The sequence below is a fragment of the Streptomyces sp. NPDC006512 genome (genome assembly GCF_040611935.1).
In the GTDB taxonomy this organism is placed as follows: domain Bacteria; phylum Actinomycetota; class Actinomycetes; order Streptomycetales; family Streptomycetaceae; genus Streptomyces.
This window is the reverse complement of sequence record NZ_JBEXPG010000015.1, coordinates 106204-125076: the sequence shown is the minus strand read 5'-3', so window position 1 is coordinate 125076 and position 18873 is coordinate 106204. Positions and strand designations below refer to the sequence as shown.

Sequence of the window (18873 nt, the reverse complement as noted above, 5' to 3'; positions counted from 1 at the left end):
AACCCCGTTCGCGGGGGCTCAAGCCGGAATCGAGACCTCCGTCGGCAGGCCGTACGCATCTGCGACGAGCCCGTAGGACTTCAGCCGGGCCGCCCCGCCATGGGCGTTGGCCGTCAGCATCAGCTCGTCGGCACCCGTCCGCTTCACCAGGGCGTCGAGCCCCGAGCGGACCTCGTCGGGGGTGCCGTGCACGATGTTCGCGAGCCAGCCGTCGACGAACTCCCGCTCCATCGGGGAGTAGGGGTACGCGGCCGCCTCCTCCGGCGTCGGGACCAGCCCGGGCCGGCCGCCGCGCAGCCGGAGCATCGACAGCGCGCCGGTCAGGACCTGGGCGCGGGCCTCCGCCTCGGAGTCGGCCGCGAGCGCCGAGACGCCGATGAGGGCGTACGGGGCGTCCAGTACGGCCGAGGGGCGGAAGCTCTGGCGGTAGAGGTCGAGGGCGGGCAGGGTCCCGGCGGCCGAAAAGTGATGGGCGTACGCGAAGGGCAGCCCCAGCTCCCCCGCCAGGCGGGCGCTGAACCCGGAGGAACCGAGCAGCCAGACCGGCGGCCGCCCGGCGGGCCCCTGCACCGGCCCGGGCACGGCGTGCACGCGGGCGTACGGGTGCCCGTCGGGGAAGTCGTCGTCCAGGAAGCGGACCAGCTCCGCGAGCCGCCGCGGGAACTCGTCCGCGGCCTCGTCGAGCCGCCCGGGCCCGCGCAGCGCGGCGGCGGTCCGCGGGTCGGTACCGGGCGCGCGGCCGAGTCCGAGGTCCACCCGGCCCGGGGCCAGGGCCTCCAGGGTGCCGAACTGCTCGGCCACGGCCAGCGGGGCGTGGTTGGGCAGCATGACCCCGCCCGAGCCGAGCCGGATGCGGGAGGTGTGGGCGGCGAGGTGGGCCAGGATCACGGCCGGGGAGGAGCTGGCGACCCCGGGCATGGAGTGGTGCTCGGCGACCCAGTGGCGGTGGTAGCCGCGGGACTCGGCGAGCCGGGCGATCTCCACGCTGGTCCGCAGCGACTCCCGCGCGGTGCTGCCGCTGCCGACCGTGACCAGGTCCAGGACCGACAGCGGCACCGGCGCCCCGCCCCGGACGGTCCCGCGGACCGGATCCCCGCCCTCCGGCCCCTGGCCCGTGTGGCGGCCCGCGTCCCCGGTGTCGCTCATCGTCGCTCCCGTCCCGTCCGGCTCGTGTGCCTCGTTCGATGTCCGTACGAAGGAACCGAACCGTCGGGGCGGCCCGGGCATTCCCGGCAGACCGGGACGCGACCGTGCCATTGGCATATGCCAGGAGAGTAGCGGCTGGCAGAGGGACTTGATTAAGCCATCAATCTCATCAACAGACGCTCCACGTGGGCCTCTTGATGGCTATCGTGGTAGAGCAAGCGGTAACAACCTGGTAGGGGGAAACCGTGGCGCTGAAGCCCGAGCCGACCGCGCCGTTCCACTCGGTGCAGTACGCCCTTCGCGTACTCGAAACGATCGCCCGCCATACAGGCGGTGTGACCGACGTACAGATCGCGCGCGAGACCGGCCTGCCCGCGGCCCATCTCGCCCCGATGCTGCTCATGCTGCGCCGGGAGGGGTACGTCCTGCAGGTGTCGGACGGCGCCTACGCCATAGGGGACTCCCTCGTGCTGCTCGGCTCCGGCGTCGACCGGCAGCAGGCGCTCCAGGAGAAGCTCCAGGACACCCTGGACCGGCTGCGGGACTCCGTCGGCGCGGCCGTGTACATCAGCCGGTACGTCGACGGTGAGGTCCGCATCACACAGTTCGCGGACAGCCCGCGGACGCCGAAGGTCCACGAGTGGGTCGACTTCCGTTCGGCGGCGCACGCCAGCGCGGTCGGCAAGTGCCTGCTCACCCAGCTCGACCTGAACGGGCGGCGCGACCACCTGTCGCGGCACAAGATCGCCCGGCTCACCTCGAAGACGATCGTGAACGAGCGGATCCTGTTCTCCAAGCTGGACAGCCAGCCGGCCACCGTGCCCGTGCTGGACCTCCAGGAATACGCGGTGGGCACCGTCTGCGCGGCCGTCCCGATCACCGCCGGCGCCGCCGTGGGCTGCCTGGCCCTCTCACTGCCCGTCGAGCACGCCCACCGGCTGCGGGCCGCCGCCGACACGCTGAACCGGAAGGCCGCGCCGCTGCTGCTGTCGCTCACGCTCTGAGGCGTGGGGGCCGCGGCGGCCGCGGGCACCACAGCGGGGCCGCGGGCCCCGGAAAACACTTCGGGCGGTTCCCGGTGAACCGGAAACCGCCCGAAGTACAGGTGCGCCGCCAGGGACTCGAACCCCGGACCCGCTGATTAAGAGTCAGCTGCTCTAACCAACTGAGCTAGCGGCGCCTGACAGAGAAAATACTACCTGCTCTCCGGGGGTGCTCAAAACCATTACCCGCGCAGGTGGGCGGGGACGCCGCGACCCGCCCACCTGGGGCGGGTCAGCGGTCCAGGAGGGGGCGGCGGCCGTGGGCGTCGTACGCCGCCAGGAGCCCGTGGAGGTCCGGGGCGGTGAGGGGGCGGTAGGCGGCGCCGGTGGGCGGGCGCCACCAGACGGGGTCCGGGCAGCGGAAGCCGCTGCGGCGCAGGGCCACCCGGTGGACCTTGTTCGTCGCGGTGACGGGCATGGTGTCGAGGATCCGCACGTAGCGGGGGGCCATCTTGGTACCGAGGTCCGGCTGCGCGGCGAGGAAGCGGGCGAAGGAGTCCGGATCGAAGGCCGCGCCCTCGCGCAGGGCCAGGGCGGCCATGACCTGGTCCCCGGCGGCCTCGTCGGGGACGGCGTACACGGCGACGGCGGCCGCCGCGTCCCAGCGGGCCAGGACGTTCTCGATCATCGCGGCGGCCAGGTTCTCGCTGTCGACGCGCAGCCGGTCGTCCGTCCGGCCCGCGAAGTAGAGGAAGCCCTCCGGGTCGCGGAAGAAGAGGTCCCCCGTCCAGTACCAGCCGCCGCGGGTGCGGGCGGCCTCCGCGTCGGGGTTGCGCCAGTACCCCTCGAAGAGGCTGCGGCCGCGGTTGACGAGCTCGCCTATGGCCGCGTCCCCGTTGACGAGGAGGCCCTCGGCGTCGAGGAGGGCCGCAGGGCATTCGAGGCCGGTCTCCGGGTCGATCACGGCCAGGTCGTCCCCGGCGCCGGCCCGGCCCAGCGCGCCCGCCGGGGTGTCGGGGGTGCGCTGGACGGAGGCGCCGCCCTCGGTGGCGCCGTAGCCCTCGACGAGCCGGACCCCGAACCGCTCGGCGAAGCGGGCCGCGTCGACCGCCCCGGCCTCGGTGCCGAAGCCGAGGCGCAGGGCGTGCTCGCGGTCGTCGGGGCGGGGCGGGGTCGCGAGGACGTACTGGACGGCCCGGCCGACGTAGGTGAAGTAGGTCGCGCCGAAGGCCCGGACGTCGTCCAGGAACGCGGAGGCGGAGAAGCGGCGGCGCAGCGCGACCGGGGCTCCGGCGACGAGGGCGGGCAGCCAGTCCGCGATGACCGCGTTGCCGTGGAAGAGCGGCATGCAGACGTAGTGGACGTCGTCCGGGGTGACGGAGAACTGGCGGGCCAGGGAGTGGCCGGCGGCCGCGAGCCGGCCCTGGGTGCAGATGGCGGCCTTGGGGGCGCCGGTGGAGCCGGAGGTGAAGTAGAGGAGCAGCCGGTCGGCGGGGCCGGGCGGGCGGCGCGTGGCGGCGGCTCCGGGATGGACGGCGGCGTCGCCGGGTTTCGCGCCGGCGTACGGGGCGAGCAGGGCCTCGTACTCCTCGGTGCCGGTGACCAGGATCCGTACGCCGGGCAGGTCGAGGCCGCGCAGCAGCGGCAGGTGGGCGGCCTCGGTGACCAGGATCCGGCAGTCGGTGTGCAGGACGTCGCGGGCCAGCTCGGGGCCGCGCCGGGTGGGGTTGATCCCGGCGACGGCGGCCCCGGCCAGGGCCGCCGCGCCGAGCCAGAAGGGGAACTCGGGGGTGTTGTCGAGCAGCACCCCCACGTGCGGTTCGGCCCCCGGCGGCAGCAGGTCGACGAGCAGGGCCGCGCGGGCGGCGGCCTCCTGCACGACCCGGTGGTGGCTGAGCACGGTGGGGCGTCCGCCGTCGCCCCGGCACTTCAGCCCCGGCCGGTGGTCGCCCCACCGGCGCGCCACGAGCTCCGCGACGGTTCCGGGCGCGTCGGTTGCAGTGGTCGTCGTCCGCATGCCGCCGGAGATTAGCTGACGTTTCGTCAGAACTGAACGTCGGAGCAGGAGTAGAAGGCCATCGGGGTGTCGTGGACGGTCCACACGGCCAGGATCATGTGCCGGCCGGTCTTGCCGCTGGGCATGGCGCCCTGGTGGACGGTGGTCATCGCGGGACGGGCGCCGTTGTAGGCCACCGTCAGGAAGGGCTGGAGGTCGAGCGCAGCCCGGGTGAGGGGCTTGGTCGGGTCCCAGCCGTTCTTGGTGACGTAGTACTTGATGTCGGTGGTGGCGTGGTTGGCGGTGAACTGCCAGCGGAAGCCGTAGCTCTGACCGGCGGTCACGCCGGTGGCGGGCCAGGCGCCGCCGCGCGGGTCGTCGAGCTGCGCGAACTCGGAGTGCCCGGCGGAACATATCGTGCCGTCGGACGGGCCGAGCGCCGGGAAGCCCTTGGGGCCCTCCGCGCTCTGCGGCTCCCACTGGATGGGGCCGCAGTCGGAGACGGTCTTGTTGGCGCAGAGCTTCTGGCGGCTGATCGGGGTGTCGGTGTAGCCGTGACCGCTCGCGGTGGGCGCGGTGATCAGGGCCGCGCCGGCGAGGAGTCCGAGACCGAGCACGGCGGCGCCGGTCCGGCCGGGCCGTGTGGGCCGTGTGGGCATGCGGAAGGGACGCATGATGCTCCTTGGACGTGGGGGGAGTCTGATGAGAGCGTGCGCACGCGTGGGGATGGTTTCAGGTCTAGACCAAGTTCCACATTATTGACGGGAGTTGGCCATGTCTATACCAATGCGAAAACGGGTGGTCCGGTCATGACCGGCCACCCGTCCGCTGTGGTCTGGTGCGTTGGTTCCTGTTGCCGCTGTTACTGCTCGGCACGTCCGGTGTAGAACGCGACGGTGAGGTCCTTCACGAGGGCCTTGCGCTCGTAGTCGTCCAGCTCGACGATCCCGCGCGACGTCAGCCGGTGGACGGTGTCGTCCACCGCGTCGACGACCGAGGTCAGGACCGTGTCCCGGTGCTTGGCGTCGATCGCGGCCACCCGGCGGCGGCGCATGGCCTCGGCCACCTCCGGGGCGTACTCGATCCGGGTCGGCTGGGCCGAGAACACCTCGACCCCGACCGCCTCGGTTTCGGCCGCGAGCATCCGCGTCAGCGCGTCACCGACGGCCTCGGCGTTGCGCAGGGTCGGGGCGTCCGCGTGGAAGGCGTCCGCGGGGAGCTGGGACAGCACCCGCGCCATGGCCGACTCCACCTGCTCGGCGAGGTACTCGGTGTGGTCCTCGACGGCGAGGGTGGCCCGGGCGGTGTCCTTGACCTGCCAGACGACCTGGACGACCACCTGGAGGGCCAGTCCGCCCGAGTCCACGGCGGGCATGGGCTCGCTGCGCCAGTGCCGCAGGCGCACGTCGACGCGGCGGCGCAGCAGGAGGGGACTGACCCAGGTCAGGCCGGTACGCCGGACCGTGCCCCGGTAGCGGCCGAACAGGGTGAGCACCCAGGCGTGGCCGGCCTTGGCGCGGCCGAGACCGCCCAGGGCGAGGAGGGCCACGACGCCGAGGAGGGCGAGCGGGGGCCAGTGCGTGGCGCGGAGCCCGCGGTAGGGGCGGGGGGTCAGCCCGAACGCCTCCGCGAAGACGGCCGGGACGGCGCCCGTCCGCCAGAGGACGGCCGCGCAGCCCGTCAGGGCGAGCCCGCCGACGGCCACCGCGAACCAGCCGGGCAGCACGGGGCCGCGGTGCTCCCGGAGCCGGTCGTCACCCCGGGGGACGCGACGGCCCGCGGGCGGGCGGTCGCCGCGCACGGGCCTCGCGGGGGCGGGCGCGGGGGCGGGGGCCGTGACGGGCGGGGCCGGGTGGGCGCGGAACGGGAGGTGTACCGGGACCTCCGTCACCGCCGCCCCGCGCGGGGGCCGCACGTGCGGCAGGTCCTGCGTGTCGTCCTCCTCCCGCTGCGCGTCCATCCCCCGGGCGACGGCCCGCGCGACGATCTCGGCCACACCGGGTCCCTCCGGGGGCGGGGCCTGAACACCGTCGTCCGGGCCCGTGGCGGGGGCCGGAATGCCGCTTCCCTCCGGGGGTTGCGGGTGAGCACCGTCGGCCGGGGTTGTGCCGGGGGCGGGGTGCGGGGCGCTTCCCTGCGGGGGTCGCGCGTGAGCACCGCCGGCCGGGGCCGAGCCGGGGGCGGGGTGCGGCCAGAGGGCGCGGGCGCGGTCCACCGCGTCGGCCTCGGGGGCCGGGTGCGGCCAGGGGGCGCGCTCGCGGGCCGGGATCCCGCGCCCCTCCGGGGAACCGGCGGGGGTGTCCGTCGGGCCCGCCTCGGGGGTGGGGTGCGGCCAGGGGGCACGGGCGCGAGGCGCCACCGCTTCTCCCTCCGGGGGTTGCGCATGAGCACCGCCGGCCGGGGCCGTGCCGTGGGCGGGGTGCTGCCAGGGGGCGCGGCCGTGAGCCGGCTCGGCGGAACCGATCCCGCGCACCTCGCCGGCGACACCCGTCGGGCCCGCCTCGGGGGCGGGGTGCTCGCGGGGCGCCGCCGACTGGGGGGCCGGGTGCGGCCAGGGGCCGTGGGACGGGGACTCCGCCACCGCGGGGGCCGGGAGTCCGGCGGGGGTGTCGGGCCGCGCCGGGTCCGGCCGGAGCCCGTGGTCCTGATCCCGGGTGACCGCCGCCTGCTCGGGAGCGGGGGTGACGCTTCCCTCCGGGGCATCGGCGGGGGCCGTCGCCTCGGGGGCGGGGTGCGGAATGTCCAACGCCTGCGCGGGCGAACCCTGTCCGGCCCAGCCGCGCGTCACCGACCCGGACGAAGCAGCCTCGGCCCCAACCCGAGCGTGAGCCGCCGACCCAGACCAAACGGACTCGGCCCCGACCCGGGCGGGAGCCGCCGACCCCGACGAAACGGGCTCGGCCTCCGCACGGGCGCGAGGCGCCGGGGTGGGCCCGGCGGGCACCGCCCCCACCAGGGCGTGAGCCGCCGACCCCGACGAAACGGGCTCTGCCTCCGCACGGGCGTGCACCGCCGGGGTGAACCCAGCGGGCTCTGCCCCCGCTCGGGCGTGGACCGCCGACGCAGACCGAACGGGCTCCGCCCCGGCCCGGAAGTGTTCCGCCGCGCGCGACGAAACGGGCTCGGCCTCCGCACGGGCGTGAGGCGCCGGGGTGGACCCGGCAGGATCCGCCCCCACCAGGGCGTGCACCGCCGACGCGGACCAAGCGGGCTCGGCCCCGGCCCGGAAGTGTGCCGCCGCACCCGACGCAGCGGGCTCGGCCCCGGGCCGGGTGGGCGCCGCTGTGGGCGACGGAACGGGGTCGGCCTCCGTGCGGGTGTGAGGCGTTGGGGTGGGCGCGGCGGGCTCCGCTTCGGTGTGGGTGTCGGCCGCCGGTCCGGACCGAGTCGGCTCGGGCCCGGGCCGGGCGGGTGCCGTCGGCCCCGGCCAAGCGAGGTCGGCTTCCGCCCGGGCGTGGAGCGCCGGTGCGGACGGGGCGGTCGCCGTCGGGGTGGGTGGGGGTGGGGCGGGTGCTGTCTGGGCTCGGGCCGGGGGTACGTCGCCCCGCGGGTCCGTGTCGTGGGGCTGGGCGGGGCCGGACCCGCTCCCGCGTACGGTCGCCTGCCCCGTCGGGACCTCGATCCACCGGCCACGCCGCGGAGCGGGGGCCTCCGGCTGCGCCGGGTCCGGCCGCGCGGCCGGGATGTCGGCCGCCGCCGGAGCGGGGTCGTGGGGATGGGCCAGCGTCACCGGCCCGCCGGACGGGCCCGAACGCTCCTCGGCCCGGGCTTCCCGTACGGGGTCCGCCGCGCGCGCCGGTACCTGCGCGTACTCGCGCGCCTGCCCCGCCCCCGGGAACGCGTCCCAGGACGGGAATTCCACCCCGGCCGGAGCCGCCGCTCGCGTCCCGGATCCGGGACGGTGCTCCGCGCCGGGAGCCGCCCCGAGGTCCGTCAGGGTCGAAGGGGCGCCGGCCCGGGAATCCGGCCTGGTGCCGGAGGCGTCCGCGCGCGGGGCGGCGTACGCGTGCGGCCGGGCTCCCGCCACCGGTTCTGGTGCCCCGGCCGGGAAGTCCTGGGACCGGGTCTCCCCTGCGGGAACCGGCGCCGGGTGCTGACCCGCGCCGGCCGGCGCCGTGGCCGGGAACCCCGTCTCGCGGGAGTGGCCGGCAGCGGGAGCCGCTGTCCGGGCCGCAGCCGCCTGGTGCGGGGCGGGCGACGGCGCGGCCGTGCGGGGCCCGGCCTCCGTAGCGGGTGCGGCCACCGCCCCGGGCGGGGGTGGCGGGACGTGGAAGGTGCCCGTCGTGGTCGTGGTGCGCGTGGGGTACATCGTTGCCTCCGTCATGCGAACAGCCGCCGCCAGGTTTCCGGGCCCGGGTATCCGTCGGCCGAGGCGCCGCGCCAGCCCTGGGCGCGCTGGAAGGCCTCGACGTTGCGACGGTCGGCCTCGCTCCAGCGAGGGCCCGGACCGGACGTGTAGTGCTTGCCGAAGCCCTTCTTCACCAACTGGCGGCCGAGGGCGCTGACGGCCGGATGGGACGAGCCCGGGCGGAAGGCCCACAGCCCCGGGTAGGCGGGCACTCCGGACGGTCCCGCCTGGCCCGTCGGAGCCGTCGGGCTCGTGGGGCTCGTGGGAGCCGAAGGCGACGTCGGCGTCGTCGATCCGCCCGCCGCCACCGGCGGGATGTCCTTGCCCGTGCGTTCCACCAGGAGCCGCCAGGTGTGCGTGCCGGGGAGGCCGTCGGCGTCGGTGCCCGTCCAGCCCTGCGCCTTCTGGAAGGCCTGCGTGGCCTGCCGGTCCGCGTCGGCCCAGCGCGTGTGGGCGCCCTTCGGGTAGAAGCGGGTCCCGCCCCGGCCGATCAGCATGTTGCCCAGCTCGGCGACGTACGCGTTGTCCGCGCCGGGGCCGAACTTCGACGCCCCGGGGAAGGTCGTCGAGACCACCGGGACCGGCGCGGGCGCGGGCTGCGGCGCGTCCGGCACGATCCCGCCCGTCACCCCGTTGAAGCGGTACGGCAGGTACTTCGCCGAGTTGGTCCAGTACCCGTACGGCGTGGCCTGCTTCCGCGTCGTCGGGCGCGTCTGCTCGTAGGCGACGTAGTGCGTGCGGGTCTCGTCGGCCCAGCCGCCGAAGAGGACCACGTGCGAGCCCTTGTTGGGGTCGGCCGGGTTGTGGAAGAGCAGCATGTCCCCCGGCAGCAGCTCGTCCTTGGTGATCGGGGTGGCGAACTTGTCGAGGCTGCCGGTCCACTCGTTCGTACCGAGGTTCCAGGCCATGGAGACGTAGCCAGAGCAGTCCTGCCGGTAGCCGTCCGTCCAGTACTCGGACATGCTGTAGGGGACCTTGGCGTCCAGCCACACCTTCGCCCGGTTGATGATCGTCGCCCGGTCGATGCGCCGGACGGCGGACGGTGCGCCGGGCAGGCCGGCCGGCGGGCGCGTCCCGGTCGCCGGGCGTCCGTGCAGCGGGGCCCGGCCGCCCTGCGGGGTGCCGGGGTCGTCCAGGGCGACCGGTCCCGGACCGGGGACCGGCTTGTTCACGGCGAGCGCGGTTCCGCCGCCGCTCAGGACCACGCCGGCCGCGGTGGCGAGCACCAGCGCCCTGCGGGCGCCCCGCACGGCCGGGTGTCCGCCGTCCCGGAGCGGTATGGCCCGCCCGCGCGCGAGGACGCGACGCCTCTGGGCACACCCCAGGCACAAGCAGTCGCCCGCGGGCTCGTAGTCCTCGAAGACCGGCATCGGCATCGGTGCGGGCAGCTGCACATGCACCGGAGGCTGCGTCGTCATGCGGTTCCGTCCACTCCCCTGCTCGTCCACTGGTCGGCCGGGCACGCATCTGGCGGGGCATCAGATTCGGCTCGACCAGACATATCGTGCACGATAAACACCCCAAACATGGGTTAATCGGACAACGCGGGCGCGGCTGGTCATGAGCAGCGCTGGAGGTGGGGTAGAGTTTTCCCTGTCAGCAAGCGCCGCTAGCTCAGTTGGTTAGAGCAGCTGACTCTTAATCAGCGGGTCCGGGGTTCGAGTCCCTGGCGGCGCACAGACGAGGAGAAGCCCCTCGCAGCGAAAGTTGCGAGGGGCTTCTTCGTCGTGTTCCCGCGTGCCTCACACCGCGGTGCCCGTGGCCGGGCGGGTGCCCGCGCCCGTCAGGTAGGCGGAGACCACCACGTTCGCCGAATACCGTTTGGCCGTCTTGTCGTAGGTGCCGCCGCAGGTCACCAGCCGCAGCTCGGCCCGGCCGGCGACGCGCGGCCCGTACGCCTTGTGCGGGTCGAAGCCGGTCCGCTCGTAGGTCCGTACGTCCTCGACGGTGAACTCGGCGACCGAGCCGTCCGCCCGCGCCACCCGGATCTTGTCGCCCTGTTTCACCGTCGCGAGGCCGAAGAACACCGCCGGCTTCGACTTGGTGTCCACGTGCCCCACCATCAGCGCGGCCCCCGCCGCGCCGGGCGCGGCCCCCGCGCCCCACCAGCCCACCGCGCCCGGGAGCTCGTACGGCGGCGGGTCGATCGCCCCCTCGGAGTCCAGGCCCCGGGAGATCACCGGGGCCTGGACGCCTATGGACGGTACGTCGATCCGGGCGGGCATCGCCCCGGACAGCGGGGCGTGCGCGGCCGGCATGCCCGCCCCCACCGGGCCCCCGCCCTGCCCGGCGAGCGGGCCGGCCGGGACGCCGGTGATCTCCTTGCCCCACAGCCACAGGCCGAGGACCAGCACCGACCAGGCGGTGAAGGTCAGCAGCCTGCCGCCGGAGGTGCTCCGGGCCTCGTTCATCCGCCGTTGCGCCGGCGGCGCAGGGTGAGGGCCCGGCCGGCGACGGCGAGGGTGGCCGCGGCCGCGAGGACCGCTCCGATCAGGGTGTGCGGCAGGCCGGGGCCGTCGCCGTCGTGGCTCTTCTTCGTCGCGGCCGCCAGGCGCGTCGTCTCGGCGAGCTCCGCCGACATGCCGCCGCCGCCCGCGTGGATGGGCCAGACCGGCGAGCGGTGCGGGTCGGGGCGGTGGTGCTCGCGCTCGCGGACCTCGATCGAGCCCCGGAGGCCGCCGTCGTAGCCGCCCCTGTCGCCCTTGTCGCCCTTACCGCCCTTGCCGTCGCACTTCACACGGATCTCGTGCCAGCCGGGCCGGGCGTGCGGGCTGATCATCGCCTCGCCGTACAGCGTCTCGCGTTCGCCGCGGCCGCCGGAGAGGCGGACCTCCGACACGAAGACGGAGGAGTGGGCCGACCCCCAGTCTCCGTCACAGCCGCGGACGCGCAGCTTGACCAGCGCCCCCGGTTCGGCCGGGTTGGGGTCTGCCGAGACGCCGCCGCGGTCCCACTCGTTGGCGAGGGCCGCGGGGGCGGTCACGGCGGAGCATGCCGTCAGGGCGACGGCCACCCCCGCGACACGGAGAGCGAGCAGTGAACTGCGCATGGTGAACCTCCTCAACAAGGAGATTCACGCGCGACGCGCCGCTCCGCATCCGGAGCGGCGCTCTCTTGGCCCGTCTGTGTCAGCCGTACGCGCTAATGCCGCGCGAGCGGCCCGGGCCGGGACGGCCTAGACCAGGTCGACCAGGTCGGCGATGGAGTTGACCGTCTTGGTCGGCCGGTAGGGGAACTTCTCGGTGTCCTTCTCCGAGGTCAGTCCGGTCAGGACGAGGAAGGTCTGCATGCCCGCCTCCAGACCGGCCAGGACGTCGGTGTCCATGCGGTCGCCGATCATCGCGCTGCTCTCGGAGTGCGCGCCGATGGCGTTCAGGCCGGTGCGCATCATCAGCGGGTTGGGCTTGCCGGCGAAGTACGGCTGCTTGCCGGTCGCCTTGGTGATCAGCGCGGCGACGGCGCCCGTGGCCGGGAGCGGGCCCTCGGTGGAGGGGCCGGTCTCGTCGGGGTTGGTGCAGATGAAGCGGGCACCGGCGTTGATCAGGCGGACGGCCTTGGTCATGGCCTCGAAGCTGTAGGTGCGGGTCTCGCCGAGGACCACGTAGTCGGGCTCGTGGTCGGTGAGGATGTAGCCGATGTCGTGGAGGGCGGTGGTCAGGCCCGCCTCCCCGATGACGTAGGCGGTGCCGCCGGGGCGCTGGTCGTCGAGGAACTTCGCGGTGGCGAGGGCCGAGGTCCAGATGTTCTCGACGGGGACGTGCAGGCCCATCCGGCTGAGGCGGGCCTGGAGGTCGCGCGGGGTGTAGATCGAGTTGTTGGTCAGGACCAGGAAGGGCTTGCCGGACTCGCGCAGCCGCTTGATGAAGGCATCGGCTCCGGGGATCGGGGTGCCCTCGTGGATGAGGACTCCGTCCATGTCGGTGAGCCAGGATTCGATCGGCTTGCGCTCTGCCACGGGACTGTTCTCCGCTCTGCGGGGCCTCTGACCTCGGGGGCCTCTGGTCTGTACCACCCTAGCCGTGCCGGGCCGTGGGCGCGGAGGGCGTCCACGGCCCGGACAGGGCACCCGTACGGCGGGTCAGCCCAGGGTGACGTCGTCGACGGTCCAGAACCAGTTGTTGTTTCCGCTGTAGCGGAAGCGGACCTGGACGTCGGTGGCGCCGGCCGGGACCTGGAGGGCGATCTTCTCGGCCTTGGCGAGGGCGTCGGCGGTGTACGTCTTCACGACGGCGGGGGTGGCGCCGTTGTAGGACACGAGGACCTGGGCGGTCTGTCCGGCCTCGTGGCGGTAGTGGGACTGGAAGGCGAGGGTGCGGGTGGTGCCGCCCGTGACCTTCCACTTGGGGGTGATCAGGGTGGAGTCGAAGGTGCCGGTGTGGCTCTTGTCGTCCCACTCGTCGGAGTCGGCGACGGCGAACACGTCGCGGGAGCGGACGTTCAGCTCGCGCCACTGGTCGCGCTGGGACTGGCTCCAGAACTCGTCCGTGGCGAAGGACCAGCCGGCCCACTCGGTGACGCCGCCGGTGCCCATCCTGGAGTTGTCGACGGACCAGCCGGCGGGCGGGGTGCGGGTGAAGCCCTTGGTGGCGGCGGGGATGCCGGTCTCGTCGACGCGGGCCTGGAGGTTGGGGCGCAGGGTGTCGAAGGGGTCGCCGTCGGGGGCGCCGAGGGGGACGCCGTCGAGGGCGGTGGCCGGGACGCCGACGTGGGCGAGGGCGGTCGCGGCGACGTCGACGAAGCGCACGTCGTCGCGTACGGAGCCGGCGGGGATGCCGGGGCCCTTGGCGATGACGAAGGTGCCGCGTTCCTCGATGGTGGAGCCGCCGTGGCCGCCGCCGTTGGTGTGGCCGTGGTCGGTGGTGACCAGGATCTTCCAGTTCTCCTGGGCGTACGTGGGGCGCTGCTGGACGGCGGTGAGGAGCTGGCCGACGAGGACGTCCACGCGGGCGACGGTGTCGAGGTAGGTCTGGCTGCCGGCGCCGGAGGAGTGGCCGGCCGCGTCGATCTCGCCGAGGTAGACGAAGGCGGCGTCCGGGTTCTGGGTGCGCAGTTCGGTGGCGGCCGCGGCGGCGATCTTCGGGTCCTCGTTGCGGTAGCCGTCGCGGTCGCCCTTGAGGGAGAGCCGCTTGTCGACCTTCGGGGAGAAGATCGGGCCGTTCTGGTCGGTGGAGGTGATCGGCTCCCAGTCGGCGGCCGCGTAGGTGTTCAGGGCCGGCTTGGCGTTCTCGACGCGGGTGAGGAAGTCGGGGTGGGCGGTGTAGTTCTTGCCGGTGAAGGAGTTGTCCTTCACTCCGTGCTTGTCGGGCCACACGCCGGTGGCGATGCTCGACCAGCCGGGGCCGGACGAGGTGGCGCCCATCGGGTTCGCGTACAGCGTGCTGCGGGCGGTCAGGCCCTGGGCCATGAGGCCTTTGAGGTGGGGGGCGTCGGCGGCCTTGACGCGGTCGAGGACCGCTCCGTCGAGACCGATGACGAGGACCTTGTCGGTGTTCGGCGCGGCTTGCGCGGCGGTCGCCGTGTGCGCGCCGAGGGCGGTGGCGAGCAGGGCGGTGGCGGTGGCCGCGACGGCGAGGGTGCGTCCGGACAGGGCAGGGGACACGTACTCCTCCAGGAGCATGTGGGCATGGTGTGCAGGCGGGTACTGCGGACATGCGGGTACCGCGGACGTGCGGCGGGCCCGGACCGGAGGAGCGGTCCCCGGTCCAGACCCGTTATGCGAGCGTCACTCTTCCGGCCGCGGATGGCCAGGAAGTAACCGGTCAGCTTCCGGTTGCCGACTTCCACGCGTCGACGTAGCCGGTGAGGTTCGCGTCGATGTCGGCCCAGTCGGGTTCGAAGACCTCGACTCCCGTCATGAGCTTGGTGAGTTCGACGGCGTTGGCGTCGGTGGGCTTGACGTCCGTGCGGGCGGGGAAGCCGCCGCCGACCTCGCTGACGAGCTTCTGGGACTCCTCGCCGAGCATGAAGTCGAGGAGCTTCTTGCCGTTCTCGGTGTGCGGGGCCTTCGACACGAGGCCGGCCGCGTAGGGGAGCGCGAAGGTGGTGGGCTTGCCGCCGTCCTTCGCCGGGAACCAGATCCCCAGGTTCGGCATGGACTTGGACTGCGCGAAGTTCATCTGGACGTCGCCGTTGGCGACGAGCAGCTCGCCCTTGTCGGTCTTCGGGGCGAGCTTGCTGGTGGAGGAGGAGGGGCCGACGTTGTTGGCCTGGAGCTTCTTGAGGTACTCCAGGGCCGGTTCCTTGCCGCCGAAGTCGTGCATCGACTTGATGAGGACGGCGGTTCCGTCACCGGCGACGCCGGGTGTGGAGTACTGGAGCTTGCCCTTGTACTTGGCGTCCAGGAGCTCCTCCCAGGTCCTGGGGGCCTGGCCGAGTTCCTTCTTGTTGTAGACGAAGCCGAAGTAGTTGTTGACGACGGAGGTCCACTTGCCGTCGGCGGCCTTGTCCGCGCCGCCGACCTTGTCCGAGCCCTGCGGCCGGTAGGCCTGGAGCAGGCCCTTGCCGTCGGCCTGCTGGATGAAGGGCGGCAGGGTGATCAGTACGTCGGCCTGGGTGTTGGTCTTCTCGCGGACGGCGCGCTGCACCATCTCGCCGGAGCCGCCCTCCACGTACTTGACCTCGATGCCGGTCTTCTTCGTGAACTCGGCGAAGACCTTGTCGTACCAGCCGTCGCCCTTCTCGCCCTTGAGGCCGTCGGCGCTGTAGACGGTGACGACCTTCTCGTCTCCGCCGGATCCGGCGGAGGTGGAGCCGCAGGCGGTGAGGGCGCAGGTGAGGACGAGGCCGCCGGTGACGGCCGGGACGGCGCGCAGGAGGGAGCGGTTGCTGGGCATGGAACTTCCTTACGGGGAAAGGGAGCCGGGGATCAGCGGTACGAGGCTCTGGTGCGGATGCGGGAGACGGCCAGCAGCACCAGCAGGGTCGTGGCCATGAGGACCACGGCGACGGCGGAGCCGCTGAACAGCGAGCCGCGGTCGGTGGCGGTGAAGATCCGGACCGGGAGGGGCATCCAGTCCGGCGGGTAGAGCATCATCGTGGCGCTCAGCTCGCCCATGGACAGGGCGAAGCAGAGCCCGGCCGCCGAGGTGAGGGACGGCAGCAGCAGGGGCAGTTTGACCCGCCACAGCACGTACGCGGGCCGGGCCCCGAGGGAGGCGGCGGCCTGCTCGTAGGCGGGGTCGAGCCGGACGATCGCCGCCGACACGGACTGGTAGGCGAAGGCCGTGACGAGGACGGTGTGGGCCAGGACGACGATGGAGCTCGTGCCGTTGAGCAGCAGCGGGGGCCTGCTGAAGGCGACGAGTACGGCGAGGCCGACGACCACGGACGGCACGGCGACGGGCAACACGAACAGGGCGTCCAGGGCGCGCTTCCCGCGCTTCTTCAGGCCCGCGGCGGCCAGCGCCGCCCAGCTGCCGACGGTGAGCGCCGACAGGCTGGCGATGAGGGCGGTGACCAGCGAGGTGGTCAGTGCCGCGAGGGATTCGCCGCGCACGGCGGAGGCGTAGTTCTCGGTGGTCGGTCCGGAGGGGAAAGCTCCGGACCAGTGGGTGGAGAAGGACGCGGCCACCACGACGAACAGCGGCAGGGCGAAGAGGGGCAGGAAGAGGAGACCGAACAGGCCCCAGGCGGCCCAGCGGCCGGTCTTGCTATGCACCAGCACGCTTGCTCACCACCCGGTAGAGGCCGAACAGGCCGACGGAGATCGCGATGTTGACGACGGCGACCACGCAGGCGGCCGGGTAGTCGGATTCGAGGATCGCCTTGCCGTAGATGAGCATCGGGAGCGTCGTGACGTCCTTGGCACCGGTGAACAGGACGATCCCGAACTCGTTCAGGCACATGACGAGGACGAGGCTCCCGCCGGCGGCGAGGGCCGGCAGCGCCTCGGGGAGGATGACGCGCCGGACGATCCGGGCGGGCTTCGCGCCGAGGGAGGAGGCCACCTCCAGCTGGGCGGTGTCCAGTTGGGAGAAGGCGGCGAGCAGCGGGCGCATCACGAAGGGCGTGAAGTAGGTGATCTCCGCGAGGAGGACGCCCCAGGGGGTGGTGAGGAAGCGGAACGGGCCTTCGGCGGCGCCGGTCAGGTCGGTCCAGGCCCCGTTGGCCATGCCCACGGTCCCGTAGACGAAGAGGAGGGCGAGGGTGACGAGGAAGGAGGGGAAGGAGAGGAAGACGTCGATGAACTTCGCGACGGCCTTGGCCCCGGGGAAGGGGACGAACGCGATGACCAGCGCGAGCGCGAAGCCGAGGACGAGGCAGCCGACGGTGGCGCCGACGGCCAGCCAGACCGTGGTGCCGAGGGCCTCGCGGAAGCCGCGGGAGGCGAACACGGAGGCGTAGGCGTCGAAGGCCCCGCCGCCGTTCTCGGGGGTGAGGGACTGCTGGACGACCAGCGCGAGGGGGTACAGGAAGACCAGCGCGAGCACGGCCACGGGCGGTACGGTCCACAGCCAGCCCGGGACGCGGCGCGGCGGGCGGACCTCCCCGGGCGCGGACGGCGTCTCGGGGGCTGCGGTCCCGGCACGCGGCCCGGGCGCCGGGTGCGCGGACGCGGCGGGCGGCACGGGACCGGGGCCCGGGCCGGGCGGGGCCACGGCCGCCGGGGCCGGGACGGGCGGGGTTTCAGGCATCGGACACCCCTGCGGCCAGCAGCACCGCGTCGCGGGGCTCGAAGTGCAGGGTCACCTCGTCGCCCAGCGCCGGGGTCTCGCGCAGCTCGGGCAGGTCCGCCTTGACGCGGTGCCCGTCGACGTCCACGTACAGCCGGTGCGTGGAGCCCCGCCACTGGACCTCGGTGATCGTGCCGCGCAGGGCGTTGGGCCCCGCGCCGAGGCCGATCAGGTGCGGCCGCACGCACAGCGTGGCGCGGGCGCCGGGCCGGGCGCCCGCCGGGTCCAGCTCCAGGCCGCGCCCCTCGAACACCGCGCCGCCGTCGGCCACGGTCACCGGGAGCAGGTTGGCGTTGCCGACGAAGGAGGCCGTGAACTCGGTGCGCGGGGCCCGGTACAGCTCCTGCGGGGTCCCGCAGTCCTGGAGGCGGGCCCGGTCCATGACGGCGATCCGGTCGGCCAGGGTGAGGGCCTCCACCTGGTCGTGCGTGACGTACAGGATCGACACGTCGGGCAGTTCGCGGTGCAGCCGGGCCAGCTCGGCGAGCATGCCCGAGCGCAGCTGGGCGTCGAGCGCGGACAGCGGCTCGTCGAGCAGGAGCACGCCGGGCCGGATGGCGAGCGCGCGGGCGATGGCCACCCGCTGCTGCTGGCCGCCGGACAGCTCGCGCGGGTAGCGCCGGGCGTAGGCCGCCATCCCGGTCATCTCCAGGGCCTCGGCGACCCGGCCCGGAATCCCGGCCTTGGGGGCCTTCTGCGCCTTGAGGCCGAAGGCGACGTTCTCCTCGACCCGCAGGTGCGGGAACAGCGCGTACTGCTGGACGACCATCCCGATGCCGCGCTTGTGCGGCGGGAGCCCGGTGACGTCCCGGCCGCCGATCAGCACCCGGCCCGCGGCCGGCCGGACGAATCCGGCGACCGCGCGCAGCGCCGTGGTCTTGCCCGAGCCGGAGGGCCCGAGCAGGGCCATGACCTCGCCCGGCTCGACGGTCAGGTCGAGGGAGTCCAGGACGGTGGTGCCGGCGTAGGCGACGCTGACGCCGTCGAAGCGGATGCCGCTCACTTCGGCTCCGCGAGGAGGGCGGGGAGTTCGGCGACGGATCCGAGGACGTGCGTCGCCCCGTTGCCGGTCAGCGCCGTACGGTCGTGGGCGCCGGTGAGGACCCCGGCGACGATGCCGGCGCCGGCCCGGCGGCCGCTGAGCATGTCGTACGCCGTGTCCCCGGCGACGACCGTCTCCCGTACGTCGGCGGCGGCGCCGGTGCGCAGGAACGCGGCCAGCACCATGTCCGGGTAGGGCCGGCCGCGGCCGCCCGCGTCGGCGGGGCACAGGGTGAGGTCGGCCAGGTCCCGCCAGCCCAGGGCGTCGAGGATGGCGTCCTGGGTGACCCGGGCGAAACCGGTGGTCAGGACGACGGTGCGGCCGCCGGCGCGGAGCTCCTCGACGGCCTCGCGGGCGCCGGGGACCGGGGCGATGAGGCCGCCGTCGACGAGCTCCCCGTAGGCCTGCTCGAAAGCCGTGTTGGCGCGCCGGGCCAGTTCCTCCGTACCGAAGAGGTGGCGGAAGACCGAGATCTTCGACTCGCCCATGGTGTCGCGGACGTACCGGAGCTTGGCGGCGTGGTCGGGGCTGCCGGGCTCGACGCCGAGGTGCGCGGCGGCGCGTTCGAAGGCGCGCTCGACGAGGCCGCCGTCGGCGACGGTGGTGCCGGCCATGTCGAGGACGATCAGCCGGTGGCGGCTGGTCGGGGCGGTCGGGGTGGTCGGGGTGCTCTGGTCGGTCATGTC

General features: G+C 74.0%; 15 protein-coding genes and 2 tRNA genes. 2 read left to right on the top strand and 15 right to left on the bottom strand.

All coding sequences use genetic code 11. From position 1 onward, the window contains the following. Positions 1-18: 18 nt before the first annotated feature. A complete protein-coding gene (locus ABZZ17_RS13805; protein ID WP_356875420.1) occupies positions 19-1146 on the bottom strand; it encodes an LLM class flavin-dependent oxidoreductase in 1128 nt (375 codons plus the stop codon). A gap of 245 nt (positions 1147-1391) precedes the next feature. Here ABZZ17_RS13805 and ABZZ17_RS13800 point away from each other — a divergent pair, with 245 nt between their 5' ends. Next, positions 1392-2150 carry an IclR family transcriptional regulator C-terminal domain-containing protein gene (locus tag ABZZ17_RS13800; protein WP_356875418.1) on the top strand — a complete coding sequence of 253 codons (759 nt, stop codon included), beginning with the start codon at positions 1392-1394 and terminating at the stop codon, positions 2148-2150. 102 nt (positions 2151-2252) lie between these two features. On the opposite strand, the gene ABZZ17_RS13795 is transcribed toward ABZZ17_RS13800, so the two are convergent. From ABZZ17_RS13795 to ABZZ17_RS13775, 5 genes are all read right to left on the bottom strand, one after another. Further along, positions 2253-2326, bottom strand: a tRNA-Lys gene (locus tag ABZZ17_RS13795). Positions 2327-2421: 95 nt separating this feature from the next. After that, positions 2422-4146 carry an AMP-binding protein gene (locus ABZZ17_RS13790; protein ID WP_356875416.1) on the bottom strand — a complete coding sequence of 575 codons (1725 nt, stop codon included), beginning with the start codon at positions 4144-4146 and terminating at the stop codon, positions 2422-2424. 26 nt (positions 4147-4172) lie between these two features. Further along, positions 4173-4784, bottom strand: coding sequence for a lytic polysaccharide monooxygenase (locus ABZZ17_RS13785; RefSeq protein ID WP_356875414.1), 612 nt, complete (start codon positions 4782-4784; stop codon positions 4173-4175). A 203-nt stretch (positions 4785-4987) separates the two neighbouring features. After that, the gene (locus ABZZ17_RS13780) at positions 4988-6913 is read right to left on the bottom strand and encodes an SPFH domain-containing protein (protein ID WP_356875412.1); all 1926 of its coding nucleotides are present in this window, start codon (positions 6911-6913) and stop codon (positions 4988-4990) included. A 1532-nt stretch (positions 6914-8445) separates the two neighbouring features. Continuing rightward, complete coding sequence (locus ABZZ17_RS13775; RefSeq protein WP_356875464.1) at positions 8446-9849, bottom strand: peptidoglycan-binding protein; 1404 nt, start codon at positions 9847-9849, stop codon at positions 8446-8448. 227 nt (positions 9850-10076) lie between these two features. On the opposite strand from ABZZ17_RS13775, the gene ABZZ17_RS13770 reads away from it, so the two are divergent. Beyond that, positions 10077-10150: transfer RNA gene (locus tag ABZZ17_RS13770), tRNA-Lys, on the top strand. A gap of 65 nt (positions 10151-10215) precedes the next feature. On the opposite strand, the gene ABZZ17_RS13765 is transcribed toward ABZZ17_RS13770, so the two are convergent. From ABZZ17_RS13765 to ABZZ17_RS13725, 9 genes are all read right to left on the bottom strand, one after another. Beyond that, entirely contained in the window at positions 10216-10884 is a 669-nt protein-coding gene (locus ABZZ17_RS13765; protein ID WP_356875410.1) for a class F sortase, read from the bottom strand. Next, positions 10881-11522, bottom strand: coding sequence for a hypothetical protein (locus ABZZ17_RS13760; RefSeq protein ID WP_356875408.1), 642 nt, complete (start codon positions 11520-11522; stop codon positions 10881-10883). The genes ABZZ17_RS13765 and ABZZ17_RS13760 overlap by 4 nt, the downstream gene beginning before the upstream one ends. A 126-nt stretch (positions 11523-11648) precedes the next feature. Beyond that, on the bottom strand, positions 11649-12428 hold the full coding sequence (locus ABZZ17_RS13755; RefSeq protein WP_356875406.1) for an HAD-IIA family hydrolase: 780 nt from the start codon (positions 12426-12428) through the stop codon (positions 11649-11651). 123 nt (positions 12429-12551) lie between these two features. Beyond that, positions 12552-14090, bottom strand: a complete 1539-nt coding sequence (locus ABZZ17_RS13750; protein ID WP_356875404.1) for an alkaline phosphatase family protein — start codon at positions 14088-14090, stop codon at positions 12552-12554. 142 nt (positions 14091-14232) lie between these two features. Next, positions 14233-15306 (bottom strand): 2-aminoethylphosphonate ABC transporter substrate-binding protein, encoded by a 1074-nt coding sequence (locus ABZZ17_RS13745; RefSeq protein WP_356875402.1) that lies wholly within the window; start codon positions 15304-15306, stop codon positions 14233-14235. A gap of 32 nt (positions 15307-15338) precedes the next feature. Beyond that, positions 15339-16136, bottom strand: coding sequence for an ABC transporter permease subunit (locus tag ABZZ17_RS13740; RefSeq protein ID WP_356875400.1), 798 nt, complete (start codon positions 16134-16136; stop codon positions 15339-15341). Continuing rightward, on the bottom strand, positions 16123-17106 hold the full coding sequence (locus ABZZ17_RS13735) for a 2-aminoethylphosphonate ABC transporter permease subunit (protein ID WP_356875398.1): 984 nt from the start codon (positions 17104-17106) through the stop codon (positions 16123-16125). The genes ABZZ17_RS13740 and ABZZ17_RS13735 overlap by 14 nt, the downstream gene beginning before the upstream one ends. Continuing rightward, the gene (locus ABZZ17_RS13730; protein WP_356875396.1) at positions 17099-18148 is read right to left on the bottom strand and encodes an ABC transporter ATP-binding protein; all 1050 of its coding nucleotides are present in this window, start codon (positions 18146-18148) and stop codon (positions 17099-17101) included. The genes ABZZ17_RS13735 and ABZZ17_RS13730 overlap by 8 nt, the downstream gene beginning before the upstream one ends. After that, complete coding sequence (locus tag ABZZ17_RS13725) at positions 18145-18870, bottom strand: phosphonatase-like hydrolase (protein WP_356875394.1); 726 nt, start codon at positions 18868-18870, stop codon at positions 18145-18147. The genes ABZZ17_RS13730 and ABZZ17_RS13725 overlap by 4 nt, the downstream gene beginning before the upstream one ends. Between the last annotated feature and the right edge of the window lie 3 nt (positions 18871-18873).

Bases quoted from the DNA above. Each gene is read 5' to 3' on its own strand.
- ABZZ17_RS13765 (WP_356875410.1), bottom strand. From the start codon at position 10,884: ATGAACGAGGCCCGGAGCACCTCCGGCGGCAGGCTGCTGACCTTCACC.
- ABZZ17_RS13805 (WP_356875420.1), bottom strand. From the start codon at position 1,146: ATGAGCGACACCGGGGACGCGGGCCGCCACACGGGCCAGGGGCCGGAG.
- ABZZ17_RS13725 (WP_356875394.1), bottom strand. From the start codon at position 18,870: ATGACCGACCAGAGCACCCCGACCACCCCGACCGCCCCGACCAGCCGC.
- ABZZ17_RS13760 (WP_356875408.1), bottom strand. From the start codon at position 11,522: ATGCGCAGTTCACTGCTCGCTCTCCGTGTCGCGGGGGTGGCCGTCGCC.
- ABZZ17_RS13750 (WP_356875404.1), bottom strand. From the start codon at position 14,090: ATGCTCCTGGAGGAGTACGTGTCCCCTGCCCTGTCCGGACGCACCCTC.
- ABZZ17_RS13745 (WP_356875402.1), bottom strand. From the start codon at position 15,306: ATGCCCAGCAACCGCTCCCTCCTGCGCGCCGTCCCGGCCGTCACCGGC.
- ABZZ17_RS13790 (WP_356875416.1), bottom strand. From the start codon at position 4,146: ATGCGGACGACGACCACTGCAACCGACGCGCCCGGAACCGTCGCGGAG.
- ABZZ17_RS13785 (WP_356875414.1), bottom strand. From the start codon at position 4,784: ATGCCCACACGGCCCACACGGCCCGGCCGGACCGGCGCCGCCGTGCTC.
- ABZZ17_RS13775 (WP_356875464.1), bottom strand. From the start codon at position 9,849: ATGCCGATGCCGGTCTTCGAGGACTACGAGCCCGCGGGCGACTGCTTG.
- ABZZ17_RS13735 (WP_356875398.1), bottom strand. From the start codon at position 17,106: ATGCCTGAAACCCCGCCCGTCCCGGCCCCGGCGGCCGTGGCCCCGCCC.